The sequence below is a fragment of the Streptomyces sp. NBC_00569 genome (assembly GCF_036345255.1).
Classification (GTDB): Bacteria; Actinomycetota; Actinomycetes; order Streptomycetales; family Streptomycetaceae; genus Streptomyces.
This window is the reverse complement of record NZ_CP107783.1, coordinates 3,726,962-3,742,345: the sequence shown is the minus strand read 5'-3', so window position 1 is coordinate 3,742,345 and position 15,384 is coordinate 3,726,962. Positions and strand designations below refer to the sequence as shown.

The window sequence follows — 15,384 nt, the reverse complement described above, 5'->3', positions numbered from 1 at the left end:
TCCTCGAACTCCCCGGCGCCGGCACAGGCGCCGTCATCCGACGAGGCCCGGGCGCCCCCCGGGCATGGAGGCTGGTCCGTGGACGCGCCGTACCCTTCGCACCCCCTGCCGATCGGGGCGGCCTTCGCCCGGCAGGCCCGCCTGACGCCCGACAGGACCGCGGTCCGCGGTGACGACGGGGAACTGACCTACGGCGAACTGGACGACCGCTCCGACCGTCTCGCCCGGCATCTCCAGGACCTCGGGGTGATCGTCGGCGACGTCGTCGCCCTGGACGCCGGGCGCTCCGTCGCCGCCGTCGTGGGACTGCTCGGCGTCCTCAAGGCGGGCGCCGCCTATCTCGCGCTCGAACGCCGCTATCCGCCGGAGCGGCGCCGGCTGATCCTCGAGGACGCGGGCGCCCCGTTCGTCCTCACCGCGCCCGGCGCGTCCGGGGAGTTGCCTCCCGGGTGCACGGCCCTGCCGCTCGAAGCGGACCTGCCCGCGCGGGTACCCGCCGACCCCGGGGTGACCCCCGCCGACTCCGCCTACCTCGCCTACACCTCGGGGTCGACCGGCGCGCCGAAGGGCGTCTGCGTCCCGCACCGCGCCGTGTCGCGCCTCGTGCTCGGCGCCGACTTCCTCGCCACCACCGAGGACGACGTGTTCCTGCAGTACGCGCCGATGGCCTTCGACGCGTCCACCCTGGAGATCTGGGCGCCGCTCCTCAACGGCGCGCGCCTGGACCTCGCCCCCGACCGCGACCTGTCCGTCAGCGAACTCACCAAGCTGGTACAGCACTCGGGCGCGACCGTGCTCTGGCTGACCGCCGGCCTCTTCCAGCAGGTCGTCGAGTCCGGTCTCGACGACCTGCGCGGGCTGCGCGTCCTGCTCGCCGGCGGGGACGTCCTGTCGCCGCCCCACGTGAACCGCGCCGTCGCCGCACTGCCCGGCACCACACTCATCAACGGCTACGGCCCCACCGAGAACACCACCTTCACCTGCTGCCACACCATCACCGGGCCCGTGACGGGAGCCGTGCCGATCGGCCGGCCGATCCGCGGAACCGGCGTCCACGTACTCGACGCCGATCTGCGTCCCGTCCCCGACGGGGAGACCGGCGAGCTCTTCGCGACGGGCGAGGGACTGGCCCACGGCTACCTCGGCAGTCCGGAGCTGACCGCCGAGCGCTTCCTGCCCGACCCGTACGCGACCCGGCCGGGCGCCCGGATGTACCGCACCGGCGACCTGGTGCGCAGGCGCCCCGACGGCGTCCTCGAGTACCACGGGCGCGCCGACCAGCAGGTGAAGATCCGCGGCTTCCGCATCGAACCCGGCGAGGTGGAGTCCGCCCTCGCGACCCTGCCCGGTGTGGCCGAGGCGGCCGTCGTGGCCCAGCCGCAGCCGGCCGGCGGCAAGAGCCTCGTCGCGTTCGTCACGGGCCGTCCCGGCGAGGAGCTGTCCACCCTCGACCTGCGCAGGCGCCTCGCCGACGTGCTGCCGGAGTACACGATCCCGTCCCGGGTCCGGATCGTCGACGCGCTGCCCCTGACGGCGAACGGGAAGGTCGACCGCCCCGCGCTCACCGCCGAGCGGTCGCCCGGCAGGCCCGAACTCGCGGCGGCGTACAGGGAACCGGCGTCCGGGACCCAGACGGCCGTCGCCCGTCTGTGGAGCGACCACCTCGGCATCGACGGCGTCGGCGCCGACGACGACTTCTTCGAACTCGGCGGCCACTCCCTGATCGGCGTCCGCATCACGGCGGACCTCCAGCGCGAGTACGGCGTGGAGATATCCCCCGTCGCCTTCTACCTCGACCCGACCCCGGCGGGCCTCGCCGCGGCCGTCGAGAAGGCGCGGGACGCCGCGTGAGGATCACCGCCGGATGCGTTCCCGTCCCGGCCGCGGACCTCGCGAAGGCCGATCTCTTCGATCCCGGGTTCCACGCGGACGGTGACCTCCATGCCGTGTGGGCGCGCATGCGGACCGACGCGCCGCTGCACCGCCGAGTGCTGCCCGACGGACGCGCGTTCACCTCGGTCACCCGTTACGCGGACGCCTGTCGCGTCCTCGGCGACCACCGTGCCTTCACCTCCGAACGCGGCAGCATCCTCACCCAGCTCGGCCACGACGACACCTCCGCCGGCCAGATGCTGGTCTCCACCGACCCGCCGCGCCACGGCGAACTGCGCCGCCCCCTCAACGGGAAGCTCACCGCCCGCGCGCTCGCCGACTGGGAGGGCAGGATCCGGCAGGCCGTCACCCACTTCCTCGCCCCCGCCCGCGACGGCGGCGTCTGGGACGTGGCGAGGCGCGCCTACGACCTGCCGATGACCGTGGCCGGCGCGCTGATGGGCGTACCGGAGTCCGACTGGGACGACCTCGTGCGGTGGACCGCGATGGCGGCGGCGCCGGAGGACGAGACCTTCCGCGTCGGCACCAGCGGGGCGGCGACGCTGGCCATCGCGCACCACCAGCTCTTCGAGTACTTCGCGCAGACGCTGCGCACGCGCCGCACCGAAGGACCGGGCGAGAACCTCGTCGGCCATCTGATGACCATGGACGCCGGCGGCGCGAAGCTGAGCGACGCGGAGGTCATCTACAACTGCTACAGCCTCCTGCTGGGGGCCAACGCCACGACACCGCACACCGTCTCGGGCACGCTGCTCGCCCTCTCCGAGCACGAGGACCAGCTGCGCAAGGTCGCCGACGACACCGCGCTGATCCCCGGCCTGGTGGAGGAGGGGCTGCGCTGGACGTCCCCCGCGAGCAGTTTCCTGCGGTACGCGGTCGAGGACACCGAACTCAGCGGGGGGCGGGTGCCCGCGGGCGAGGCCGTCGCCGTGTGGATCGGCTCGGCCAACCGTGACGAGAGCGTGTTCACCGACCCGTACCGGTTCGACGTGCTGCGTGCCGACAACCGGCACATCGCCTTCGGGCACGGCCCGCACTACTGCCTGGGCGCCACACTCGCCCGCGTCACCTTCCGGATCCTCTTCGAGGAGTTCCTCGCCGGGTTCCGGTCCGTCGAACCCGCCGGGCCGCCGCAGCACCTGAAGTCGGTCTTCATCGCCGGGATGACCAGCCTTCCCGTCGTGACCGCGCCGCGCTGACGCCCGCGCGAACCGGCCGCCTCAAGCCCCCGAAGCACACCGAGACAGGTGGAGTATGTCTGTGAATCCCGTGTCCGCCGGCGTCAGGGCCACCACGCCCTGGCTGCTGAGGAAACCGTCGCAGGACGCCGCGGCGCGCGTCTTCTGCTTCCCCTACTCCGGGGTCGGCGCGTCGATGTTCAACGCGTGGCCCGCCCGCTTCGGCGCCGACGACGGCGTCGAGGTGTGCGCGGTCCAGCTGCCCGGCCGCGAGAACCGGATGCGCGAGCCCCACTACGGCACGTACGAGGAGCTCGCCGGGCACCTCGTCGAGGCTCTGACGCCCTACCTCGACCGGCCCTTCGCGTTCTTCGGGCACTGCGCGGGATCGCTGCCGGCGTTCGAGACGGCGCGGCTGCTCGCCGCGCGTGAACTGCCCCTTCCCGAGACGGTGTTCGTGTCGGCGCAGGTCGCGCCGCACGACTGCCCGCACGACCGCTTCCTCGACATGACGGACGACGAACTGAAGGCCGAGCTGGAGTTCCTCGCGGTCTCCCGCGGCGGCACCGCCCACCCCGCGCTCATCGAGCTCGGCCTCGCCGTGCTGCGCGAGGACCTCGGCGCCAACCGGGTGTACGGAACGGAGCGACCGGTACGGGTGCCGTTCGGCATCACCGTCCTGCACTGGTCCGACGACCCCGAGGTCACCCACGACGAGCTCAAGGGCTGGGACGCGTACGCCGACGGAGTCGCCTTCCCCGTACTCGACGGCGGGCACTACGACTTCCTGAAGGCCCCCGACGCTCTGATGGAACGGCTGGCCGATGCGTTCACAGCATGACGTGGACGTGTTCCGCGTGCCCGGCTTCCGGCGCCTGCTCGTCGGGCGCACCCTGTCCTTCCTGGCCACGGCGCTCGTGCCGACGGCGCTCACCCTCGCGGTGATCAGGGCGACGGGCAGCGCAGGCGACCTGGGGATCGTGCTGGCCGCCGAACTCGTGCCCCAGCTCGTGCTGCTGCCCGTCGGCGGCGTGCTCGCCGACCGCTTCCCCGCCCAGCGGGTGGCGTTCGCCGCCGACCTGGTGCGCGGCATCGCCCAACTCGCCATCGGGGCCGAGCTGTTGCTCGGTGCCGTGCGGATCGGGGACCTCGCGGTGCTCTCCGCCGTCACCGGCGCCGCCATCGCCTTCGGTACGCCGACCATGTCCCCGCTGGTCGCCGCCACCGTTCCGCAGGAGGCGCGGCTGCGCGCCAACGCCCACCTCGGCGTGGCCCGCGGCTTCGCCCTCGTGGCGGGGCCCGGCATCGCGGGAGTCCTGGTCGTCGCCGTCGGCGCGGGCTGGGCCTTCGTGTTCACCGCGATCGTCTTCGGCGTCGGCGCCGTCACCCTGGGCGGCCTGCGGACCGAGCCCAGGGAGGCGAAGGCGCACACCCCGACGTTCTTCAGGGAACTCGCCGAAGGCTGGCAGGAGGTGCGCAGCCGCCCCTGGTTCTGGACCAACCTCGTCGGGCACGGGGTGTCCAACCTCGCGGCCGGGGTGCTCATGACGCTCGGACCGCTCATCGCCATCGAGCGGCTCGGCGGAGAGATCTCCTGGGTCGTCGTCTACCAGGCGGGTATGGCCGGCATGCTGGCGGGCGCGTTCGTCGCCCCGCGCCTGAAGGCCACACGTCCCCTGGTCGTGACGTCGGTGTGCGGCGCGCTGTTCGCCCTCCCCATGATCACGTTCGCGGTGCCGCTGGCCGTGTGGGTGAACGCGGTCGCCTACGGGATCGCCATGCTCGGCATCGGGGTCCTCAACACGCTGTGGCAGACCACCATGCAGCGCCACTTCCCGCCGCACGCGCTGGCCAGGGCCGACTCGTACGACGCCCTGCTGTCCTTCGCGGCCAGACCGCTCGGGCTCGCCGTCGCCGCTCCGGTCGCCGCCCTCACCGGGTCCGCCGCGCCGCTCCTCGTCACCGCGGCACTCGTCGCCGTGGCCAACCTGGCGTGCCTCGCGCTGCCCGACGCCCGCGCCATCACCAACCGCGCCGAGCCCGACGTGCGCGTCGCCTGAATCCGTCCGGACCGCTCGACCTTCCACACTCACAGGGGGCAGGACCCATGGGCACGATCGAAGAGGGAGCGGCGCTCGCCGTCGTCGGCGCGGCTTTCGAATTCCCCCAGTGCGCCGACTGGGACACGCTGACCGCGCTGCTGCGCGAGGGCCGCGACACGTTGCGCGGGCTGCCGCAGAAGCGCGCGGAGTCCACCGGCGTCGTGCGCACCGCGAGCGACCGCGAAGGCGGCTGGATCGACGACGTCACCGGCTTCGACCACCGCTACTTCGGCATCTCCAAGGCCGACGCCGAGCTGACCGACCCGCGCCAGCGCCGCATGCTCCAACTCGCCGTGCGCGCGATCGGAGAGGCCGGATACGCGCCCGGCGAGCTGGCGGGCAGCGACACGGCGGTCCTCGTGGCCGGCTACGGCGCCCCGCATCCGAGCCTGTACAACCTCCTGCCCGCCGGGCAGCAGGGCGCCGGGCCCGCGATGACGGGCAGCCTGCACGCGTACGCGGCGGGCCGGGTCGCCTACCACCTCGACCTGCGCGGCCCCGCCGAGGTCATCGACACGTCCTGCTCGTCCTTCCTCGTCGCGCTGCACGAGGCCCGCTGGAAGCTGGCGCGCGGTGAGTGCGACCTCGCCCTCGTCGGCGGCTTCGAACTCGTCCTCGGCCCGCTGCCGCGCCGCACCACTGGCACGGACGGCCTCGGCGTCCTGTCGGCGGAGGACCGCTGCCGTCCCTTCGACAGCGCGGCCGACGGCACGACCTACGGGGAGGGCGGCGGATTCGTCCTGGTCAAGCGGTACGAGGACGCCGTGCGCGACGGCGACACCATCTGCGCGGTCGTCCGCGGCAGCGCCGTCAACCAGGACGCCGGACGCAGCACCGGCCTCACCGCCCCCAGCCCCGCCGCGCAGAGCGAGGTCATCACCGCCGCCTGGCAGGACGCGGGCGTCGAACCCGCGACCATCGGCTACGTCGAGGCGCACGGCACCGCCACGAAGATCGGCGACCCCATCGAGATCCAGGGCCTCGCCGGAGCGTTCGCCGCAGCGCGGGACGCCACCGGCGCACGGCCCGTGTCCTCGGTCAAGGGCAATCTCGGGCACCTCGGCTCCATGGCCTCGTTCGCCGGACTGATGCGCGTCATCGCCCAGTTCAGGGCCGGCGAGATCTTCCCCACCGCGCACTTCCGCGAGGCGAACCCACTGCTCGCCCTGCCTGCGGAGATGCTGCGGATCGCCGCCGGCGCCGAGCCGTGGCCCACCGGCCGTGGCCCCCGCCGCGCGGGCATCAGCAGCTTCGGTCTCAGCGGCACCAACGCCCACATGGTCGTCGAGGAGGGGCCGGCCGCCCCGCCGCCACCCCCGTACACGAAGGCCGAGCGCCCCTTCGTGCTCTCCGCGCGCGACCTGTCGGGCCTCGACCGCCAGGTGCGCCGGCTGCGTGACCTGATCGCCGCCGACGTCACCGGCTTCGACCTGGCCGCGGCCGGCGAGGTCCTCACGGCGGCGCGCGAACACTTCCCGCTGCGGCACGCGTGGACGGCGCGCGACACCACCGAACTCCTCGGCCGTCTGGACGCCGTACTTCACGGGCCCGGCCAGGCGCCCGTGCCCGGCACGACGCCGCCCCTCGTCGTGGCACTCGGCGACACGGTCGCCACGACGGTCGAGGACCTGCGCGCCTGCGCCGCCGGACACCCCGCCTTCGCCGACGTCCACGAGGAGGCTGCGCGGGCGCTGCCCGCGGGCGAGTGGAACGCCGCGCAGCGCACGCTGGTGCGGCTGGTCGGCGGGCACGCGATGCTCGCGCGGGCCGGCCTCGCGCCCGCCCTCGTACTCGCCCACGGCGTCGGCGCCCACGCGGCCCGCGTACTGCGGGGGGAGACGGACCTCGCCACGGCACTGGGCGCGCTCGGGGATCCGCCCGCGGAGTCCGCGCCGCCCAACCCCGAGGCCCTGCGCGGCGCCCTGTCCGGGCTCGCCGGGCACCCCCTGGTCGTCGACCTGGCACCCGGCGGCGCCCTGTCCGGGCTCCTCGCCGCCCAGCCCGTCACGGCCGTCGCCACCACCCCCGTACAGGCCCTGGCCCTGGCCTTCGCACACGGGCACACCGTGGACTGGCGGGCCGCGCTCGGGCGGCCGCCGGTGCGCCGCGTACCGCTGCCCGTCGCGGCCCTGGCGGAGGAGCACTGCTGGCCCGCCATGGCGGCGGTCCAAGACGCGCCGGACGCACCCGAGCCGGAGACTGCCGAGCCGGAGACGGCCGCCGGGGGCAGTGTCACGGACATCGTGCTCGGCTTCGCCCGGGACGTCCTCAAGGAGCCGGGGCTCGGCGAGGACGACGACTTCTTCGACGCGGGCGGGAACTCGCTGAACGGCACCCGGCTCGTCGCCAGGATCAACGAGCGCTTCGGCACCGACTTCGAGGTCCTCGACCTGTTCGACCTGCCGGACCTGCGCTCCCTCGCGGACGCCGTGGCCGGGGCCGCCCCGCAGGCGGCGACGCCCCGGCCGGCCGGCGGACAGGAAGAAGGCACGGCGCGGGGAGCCGGGGGCGGCGATGTGCGGGAAGGCCCTCTGTGCGGGCAGCAGACCGCCATCTGGGCCGCACAGCAGCTCGACCCCGAGTCGGGCGCGTACAACGTGCCGGCCGCGCTGCTCCTCGACGGCGAGCCCGACCCCCGGGCGCTCGCGGCCCGGCTCACCACGCTGGTGCGCCGGCACCCGATGCTGCGGGCCTTCGTGCGGGACACGCCGGAGGGTCCCGTGCAGTGCGTCGCGCCGGCCGACGGGGCCGAAGCCGTCCTGGAGCACATCGAGTCGGACCTCTCGGACCACACCCTGTCCAGCGGCGAAGGCGCCCTGCTGGAACGGCTGCGCGCCCTCGTCGCGGCCCCCCTCTCGCCGTACAGCCGGCCCGCGGCCCGCCACCAGCTGATCCGCGCGCGCTTCGCCGACGGCGAGCGGCACGTCCTGCTGCTCACGTACCACCACCTCTTCGTGGACGGCTGGTCGTGGCGGCTCCTGTTCGAGGACCTGGCCGGTACGGCCCCCGAGTCTCCCGAGCCCGGCCGCCACTACCTCGACCACGTGACCGAACAGCGCGAACGCCTCGGACAGGAGACCGGGCGCACCCTGGAGGCGTTCTGGTCCGGCTATCTCAGCGGCTCCCGCCCCGCGCCGCTGCCCGAGGACCCGGCGGACGCGGCCGCCCCCGGCGCCGCCGTCCTGGAACTGCCCGTCGCGCCGCGGCTCGCCGAGCGGCTGCGCGAGCTCGCCCGGCGTGAACGCGCCACGTCCAACATGGTGTTCCTCGCGGCCTGGGCGGCCCTGCTGTGGCGCATCACCGGAGAGACGGACGTGACGGTGGCCGTACCGGCGGCGGGGCGCGCGCCGGCGGACGAACCCGTGGTCGGCAACTACGCCAACACCCTGGTGCTGCGCGTGCGGGTGCGGCCCGACGAGCCGTTCTCCGCGCTGCTCGCCGCGGTGCGCGAGGCCTCGCTGGCCACGCTCGCCCACCAGGACCTGCCCACCGACCGCATCCGCCGCACCGCGCGTCCCGGCTCGGCCGAGCCGCTCGCCGCCACGATGTTCGGCTTCAACAGCGGTGTCGCGCCACTGCGGCGCATCGGGCCCGACGGACCGGCCGTCGAACTCCTCGACGTGGGCCAGGGAGCCCCGGCCTTCCCCGTGAGCGTCGCCGTCCTCGAATACGGCGAGGAGACGCGGGCCGGTGTCCAGTACACGCCCGACCGATTCCGCGCCACGACGGTCGAGGGCTGGCTCGACGCCTACCGCTCGCTGCTCGAATCCGTCGCCGAACAGGGCACGGGCGCCCGCACGGCGGACCTGGCGGGCGGTCCCGCGCCCGTGCGGGCGACCGACGTCACCGGCGCGGGAGAAGCCGGAGAAGCAGAAGAAACAGCGGACGAGGCCGACGGCGCGGGACACGTGGCCCCACGCACGCCCGTCGAACGCGAACTCGCCGCGCTCTGGGCCCAGTTCCTCAAGCGGGACCGGGTCGGGGCCACCGACGACTTCTTCGACCTCGGCGGCGACTCGATCACCGCCATCGCGATCGCCTCCGAGGCCGCACGCCGCGGCCTCGCCCTGCGGCCGAGGACCGTCCTGGAGCTGCGTACGGTCGCGGCGGCCGCGACCCGGACGACGCGCGCCGAACCCGCTCCCGCACGTCCGGACCACATGGCCGCGCTCGCCGCCGCTGACACCCCGGACGAGAACGAGCCCGTCGAACTCACCCCACCGCAGCTGGAGTTCCTCGCGCGGGGCGCCGCCAGGCCCGACCACTGGAATCACGGCGTGCTCTACCGCGCCCGCCGCCCCCTGGACGCGGCCGAAGTGGGGCGCGCCCTGCGGACGCTCGCGCGCCGGCACCCGGTGCTGCGCGCCAGACTGCGCGAGGACGAAGGCCTGTGGCGCCAGTCGGCCGGGCCCGAGGCCCCGCCCGTGACCGAGTTCGACCTGCGCGGCGCGGACGCCGGGCGCATCGCCGAGACCGTCGACGCGCGCGCCACCGAGCTGCACGAGTCGCTCGACCTGCGGGAGGGACCCGTCTGCCGGGCGGGCCTGTTCCGCCTCCCGGCCGGGCTGCCCGACGAACTCGTCCTCGTCGTCCACCACGTCGTGGTCGACCTCTACTCGTGGAACGTCCTCACCGAGGAACTGTCGGCGCTCCTGCGCGACGGCGACGACCGGGCGCTCGCCCCGGCGGGTCCCTCCTACTTCCACTGGGCGCGCCGTCTGGCCCGCCACGTCGCCGAACGTCCCGACGACTTCGACGGCTCGTACTGGCTGGACCACACCTGGGGCGACGGCGCGCAGCGGGCGACGGTCCCCGAGGGCCCGCGCGGCGTCGAGGGCAACACCCAGGAACTGGTCACCGACCTTCCCGTGCCGGACACCGCGGGCCAGGGCGTCACCCTGTACGAACGTCTGCTCGCTGCGCTCGGCGCCGCCTTCCAGGACTGGCTGGGCGTACGCGGCGGAGAGGTCGCCGTGCAGCTCGTCGGGCACGGGCGGGAGGACCTGTTCTCCGAGGGCGCCCCGGCCGGCGCGGACGCCGGAGTCGACCTCGGCCGCACCGTGGGCTACTTCAACTCGACCTATCCCTTCGCGCTCGCCCTGCCCGGACGCCGCGCCGCCGCCGACCACACCGCTTACGTCGCACGGGAGTTGCGGTCGGTGCCACAGGCCGGCTTCGGCTTCGAGGCGCTGCGCCACCACCACCCGGACCCGGGAGCGCGGCGCGCGCTCGGCGCCATCGAGGTGCCGGGGGTGCTCTTCTCCTTCTGGGGCCGCCCGGCCTTCCTCGACGCCGGACAGGCCGGCGACGAGGAAGGTGTCCTCACCGGCGTACGCACCGAACTCGTCGGAAGGGACCGGCCGTTCGACATGGAACGGCCCTGCCCCGTCGAGGTCTACCCCAGCCTCACCGACGGCCGTCTGACCGTGCGCTGGCGCTTCAGCGGCGAGTTGTTCACCGCCGCGCGGATCCAGGACCTGGCGAACGCCTTCGGCGCGGCCCTCGGCACCTGACCGCTCCCCCCATCCGTCCGGTACGGGATCAGGCCCGTACAGGAACTTCCGCCCATCCAGCTAGGAGTAGCGATCCCATGACCGCGACACCCCGGAAGAGATTCTTCCGGCTCAGGCCCCTGGCCGCCCTCGCCCTCGGCGCGGCCCTGCTCCCTCTCGGAGTGAACGGCCCCGCGCACGCGGCGGACGCCGACGGCATGCCCGCGGACGTCCTCGCCCGGAAGATGGCCGACGAGGTCACCGGGCCGGGCGCCTGGCGCCACCTCCAGGCGATCAACAAGGCGACCCTCGACAACGGAGGCACCCGCGTCTCGGGGACCCCCGGCTACGACGCGAGCGCCGCCTACATCACGCGCGAGCTCACCAAGGCCGGATACCAGGTCAAGAAGCAGGAGTTCGAGTTCCTCGACTACGACATCCTGTCCGAGCAGGGCTCCGTCGTGGCGCCCGAGGCCAGGACCCTGCACCCGACCATCGCCCGGTTCTCCGTGTCCACGCCGGACGGCGGTCTGACCGCCGACCTCGCGCAGCCGTCCGGCAAGAGCACCGGCTGCAGCGCCGACGACTACGCGGGCACCGACGTCAAGGGCAAGATCGTCCTGGTCGACGTGGGCACCGACTGCTTCATCACGCAGAAGCAGCTGGTCCTCTCGGAGCTGGGCGCCTCGGCGATGCTCATGAACGTCAACTCGCCCAACCCCGACCTCAATCTGCGCTACCGGATGGTCCCGCCGACCGACGCCCGGATTCCCACGGGCACCCTGTCGCGGGCCGAGTCCGAGGCGCTGCGCGCCGACGCCGCCGAGGGCCCCGTCTCGCTCCGCCTCGACCTGCGCGGCAACAACAAGATGACCAAGACGTACAACCTGCTGGCCGACACCCCGACCGGCCGGGCCGACAACACCGTGGTCATGGGCGCGCACCTCGACACCGTGGACACCACGGCGGGCGCGAACGACAACGGCGCCGCGGCCGCGATGGTCCTGGAGACCGCGCTCAAGCTCGCCCCGCACCGCAATCACGTCAAGAACCGCGTGCGGTTCGCCTGGTGGTCCGCGGAGGAGAAGGGCCTGTCCGGCTCGCAGTTCTACGTCGACCAGCTCTCGCCCGAGCAGCGCCGGCAGACCGCGCTGTACCTGAACCTGGAGATGATCGGTTCGCCGAACTTCGCCCGCCAGGTCTACAACGGCCAGACCGCGACCGGGCCCGCCCCGGCCGGCTCGCAGCGGATCTCCGAGCTCGTCACCGGCTACTTCGCGGACCGTCACCTGCCGACCGTGCCGCTCGTCCTGGACGGCCGCTCCGACCACTCGCCGTTCATCACGGCCGGCATACCCGCGGGCGGCGTCAACGCCGGCTCGGACACCGTGAAGTCGCAGGAGTGGGCGGACCTGTTCGGCGGCACGGCCGGGCAGATGCTCGACCCCTGCTACCACCAGGCCTGCGACACGCTCGCCAACGTCAACAAGACGATCTTCGACCAGAACGGCCGCTCGATGGCCTGGGCCGTCGGCCGGTTCGCCGTCCACACCTCGGACATCAACGGCGCGGCGGCGTCGCAGCAGTAACACCCGCCGTACGAGCAGCAGTTCACCGCGCACACCGGACCGGGGCCGCCCGAGCGGAGTCTTCGGACAGGCCCCGGTCCGCCTCCCGGGAGGAACGACGGATGTCATTTGGGATCGTGGCCTCGGGCCACGCGCTGGGCGCCCCGGTCACCGTGGACGAGCTGGTGGCCCATGGGGGCGCCGATGCCCGAAAGCTCGCGACCTGGGGCTACCGGCGCTTCCACCGCGCCGACGACGGCGTGGGCCTCACCGACCTGGCGGTCCGCGCCGCCGCGGCCGCGCTGCGCCGGGCCGGCGTCGCCGCCGACGAGGTCGACCTGGTCGTCCTCGCCATCCCCGACATCGCCGAGTACCTGTACTGGGACCCCGCCGCGGCCCTCCAGGGGCGGCTCGGGGTGCACCGCGCGGAGGCCGTGCTCCTGAGCCAGGCCTGCGGCGGCGGCGTCACCGCCTTCGACACGGTGGCCGGCCGGTTCGCCACCCATCCCGACCACCGGACGGCCCTCGTCGTCGCCGCGAGCCGGGTGGCGGAGCCGTACTGGGACCGCGCCGGCAGCGGTACCTCCCTCACCTCGGACGGTGCGGCCGCCGTCGTGCTGCGCCGCGGGCACGACGCGTGCGCATGGCTCGCCACCGAGACCCTCACCGACGGCCGGTACGCCGACTTCATGCGCATGGAGAGCGGGGGAGCGGCCCGTCCCTTCACGCCCGAGAGCCCCGCGAGCCCGGCCGTGGCGAGCGTCGTCGACCGGATGGACGCCTTCTTCGAGGGCGACGGCAGGGCCACGTACGAGTTCGCCACCCTCGTGAACACGCGCAACCGCGAGGTCCTCGAACGGGTCTGCGCGCGCACCGGGACGCCCGTCGGGTCCGTCGAACGCGTCCTGTACCTGCACGACAACCGCAAGGCCTTCGAGGAACTCGCCAAGGAACTCGGCGTCCCCCTCGACCGCACCAACGCCGATGTCGCCATGGAGCTCGGTCACTTCGGTCCCGCCGACCAACTGATCAGCCTGGAAAGGCTGCAGGCCGCCGGAGAGCTCGTCACCGGCGACACGGTGGCCCTCCTGAGCATGGGCAGCGGCATGCACTGGACCTGCACCCTCCTGCGCGTCTGACCGGCACGGAACGCCGACCTGGACCACCGGACCTGGACCCCTGGACCTGGGACCCCGGCCTGGACCCCCACTCAGATCACCGACGCAGATCACCGACCCGGAAGGAAACGCTGGCTGTGGACGACCTGCTCCAGCGGGTGCGGCGCCTCGCCGGACCCGAAGCGGCACCTGACCCCGCCCTCCTCGCCGAGCTGGCCCGCAGCCAGGACGTCACCCTCGTACGAGAGGCGGGACGGCACCTCGCCGCGCTCGACTCCCGGCTCGTGACGCCGCCGGGCCGCGCCCCGCGCCCCCTGCGCGTCGCCGTCGTCCCCTCGTTCACGGCCGACAACGTGCTGCCGCTGCTGCGTGTCGGCCTGCTCGCCGCCGGCATCGCCCCCACGTTCCATCTCGCGGCGCCCGACCAGCAGTTGATGGTCCTGGGCCGCCCCGGCTCGCCGCTCGACGACTTCGCCCCCGACCTCACGCTCTGCCTCACCCACGAGGACGTCTTCCTGCCGCGGGACTGGGACCCCACGGACCTCGCGGGCCTCGCGGCCGCCGTCGACGAGCGCGCGGAGCGGTACACCGCCGCCGTCGCCTCCTTCGCCGCACGGACCACCGGCAGCGTCCTCCTGCACACCGTCCCGCTCCCGTCCGCCTGGCCGCGCACGGTCACCTCCCACCGGTCCCGGGCCGGGATCGGCAGGCTGTGGCGCGAGCTGAACCTGCGCCTCCTCGACCTCGCCGAGCGCACCGCGTCCGTCGACGCGCTCGACCTGGAGACCCTGCTCGCCGACTGCCCCTCACCTCTGCGCGACGAGCGGCTCTTCCGCTTCGCGAGCATGGCGTGGGCCCCGGCCGTGGAGCGGCTGTACGCCCAGGAGGCCGCCGGGTACGGGCGCGCGCTGGCCGGGCTCGGCAAGAAGTGCCTGGTCCTCGACCTGGACAACACCCTGTGGGGCGGGGTGCTCGGCGACGACGGGCCGGAGAACATCGAGATCGGACCGATGTACCCCGGCAACGCCTATGCGGCGGTCCAGCGCACCGCCCTCGCCCTGCGCCGCCAGGGTGTCCTGCTCGCGGTCGCCAGCAAGAACGACCCCGGCCTCGTGGCGCGCGTTCTCGGCGAACACCCCGAACTCGTCCTGCGCCGCGACGACTTCGTGTCCGTGCACGCGAACTGGGACGCCAAGGACGGCAGCATCAGAGCCATCGCCGACGAGCTCAACATCGGCCTCGACAGCATGGTCTTCCTCGACGACTCGCCCTTCGAATGCGACCTCGTGCGCAGCACGCTGCCCCAGGTCGAGGTCGTCCGGGCGGCCGGGGACCCCGCACAGCACGTCAACACGCTCCTGTCCGGAGGGCACTTCGACGTCCTCGACACCACCGTCACCGACGCGCGGCGCACGGACCTCTACCGCGCCAGGGTGGAACGCCGGGAGTGGACCGAACGTCAGGACCAGGCCTCGCCGGCCGACTATCTGGAGGGCCTCGGCCTGGAGGTCACGGTCCGCGCGGCCGACGCCTATCTACTGCCGCGCGTCATCCAACTGGGCGGCCGCACCAACCAGTTCAACCTCACGGGGGGCGCGCACGCGGAGGCCGAGACGCGGCGCATGGCCGGGTCCGACGACCACGAGGTGCTCGGCTTCGCGGTCCGTGACCGGTTCGGCGACGAGGGGGTCGTCGGCGCGCTCTGGATCGCCCGCCACCCCGACCACTGGATCGTCCAGAACGCGGTGATGAGCTGCCGGGTCTTCTCCCGCGGCATCGAGTTCGCGGTCCTGGCCGCCGTCGCCGACGCGGCCCGCGCCGCCGGAGCCACCCGTATCGAAGCCGACTTCCGCGACAGCGGGCGCAACGGACCCGCCGCCCGCTTCCTCGCCGACGCCGGATTCACCCCGCGGGACGCCCCCGCGGCCGACGGCACGGTCCGCCACGTACTTCCCCTCGAACCCGCCCCGGCGCTCGCTCCCGCGTGGATCTCCGTACGCGACGAACGCCCCGTCCCCACCGAAGGATGACGC

General features: G+C 73.9%; 8 protein-coding genes. All 8 read left to right on the top strand.

All coding sequences use genetic code 11. The features are described 5' to 3' along the window. Positions 1–78 precede the first annotated feature (78 nt). Entirely contained in the window at positions 79–1,851 is a 1,773-nt protein-coding gene (locus tag OHO83_RS16655) for a non-ribosomal peptide synthetase (protein WP_266674376.1), read from the top strand. Further along, positions 1,848–3,092, top strand: coding sequence for a cytochrome P450 (locus OHO83_RS16650; RefSeq protein WP_266674377.1), 1,245 nt, complete (start codon positions 1,848–1,850; stop codon positions 3,090–3,092). Before OHO83_RS16655 ends, OHO83_RS16650 begins: the two co-directional genes overlap by 4 nt. Before the next feature lie 55 nt (positions 3,093–3,147). Further along, positions 3,148–3,912 carry a thioesterase II family protein gene (locus tag OHO83_RS16645; protein ID WP_266674379.1) on the top strand — a complete coding sequence of 255 codons (765 nt, stop codon included), beginning with the start codon at positions 3,148–3,150 and terminating at the stop codon, positions 3,910–3,912. Then, on the top strand, positions 3,896–5,131 hold the full coding sequence (locus OHO83_RS16640) for an MFS transporter (RefSeq protein WP_266674381.1): 1,236 nt from the start codon (positions 3,896–3,898) through the stop codon (positions 5,129–5,131). The genes OHO83_RS16645 and OHO83_RS16640 overlap by 17 nt, the downstream gene beginning before the upstream one ends. Positions 5,132–5,178: 47 nt before the next feature. Beyond that, on the top strand, positions 5,179–10,686 hold the full coding sequence (locus OHO83_RS16635) for a condensation domain-containing protein (RefSeq protein ID WP_266674383.1): 5,508 nt from the start codon (positions 5,179–5,181) through the stop codon (positions 10,684–10,686). Between the two features lie 77 nt (positions 10,687–10,763). After that, positions 10,764–12,254 (top strand): M28 family peptidase, encoded by a 1,491-nt coding sequence (locus OHO83_RS16630; protein ID WP_266674385.1) that lies wholly within the window; start codon positions 10,764–10,766, stop codon positions 12,252–12,254. Positions 12,255–12,355: 101 nt separating this feature from the next. Next, positions 12,356–13,372 carry a 3-oxoacyl-ACP synthase III family protein gene (locus OHO83_RS16625; protein ID WP_266674387.1) on the top strand — a complete coding sequence of 339 codons (1,017 nt, stop codon included), beginning with the start codon at positions 12,356–12,358 and terminating at the stop codon, positions 13,370–13,372. Positions 13,373–13,488: 116 nt separating this feature from the next. After that, positions 13,489–15,381, top strand: coding sequence for an HAD-IIIC family phosphatase (locus OHO83_RS16620; protein ID WP_266674389.1), 1,893 nt, complete (start codon positions 13,489–13,491; stop codon positions 15,379–15,381). Positions 15,382–15,384 lie beyond the last annotated feature (3 nt).

Excerpts from the sequence above, each read along its gene's own strand:
- OHO83_RS16645 (WP_266674379.1), top strand. The coding sequence starts at position 3,148 with ATGTCTGTGAATCCCGTGTCCGCCGGCGTCAGGGCCACCACGCCCTGG.
- OHO83_RS16630 (WP_266674385.1), top strand. The coding sequence starts at position 10,764 with ATGACCGCGACACCCCGGAAGAGATTCTTCCGGCTCAGGCCCCTGGCC.
- OHO83_RS16635 (WP_266674383.1), top strand. The coding sequence starts at position 5,179 with ATGGGCACGATCGAAGAGGGAGCGGCGCTCGCCGTCGTCGGCGCGGCT.
- OHO83_RS16640 (WP_266674381.1), top strand. The coding sequence starts at position 3,896 with ATGCGTTCACAGCATGACGTGGACGTGTTCCGCGTGCCCGGCTTCCGG.
- OHO83_RS16625 (WP_266674387.1), top strand. The coding sequence starts at position 12,356 with ATGTCATTTGGGATCGTGGCCTCGGGCCACGCGCTGGGCGCCCCGGTC.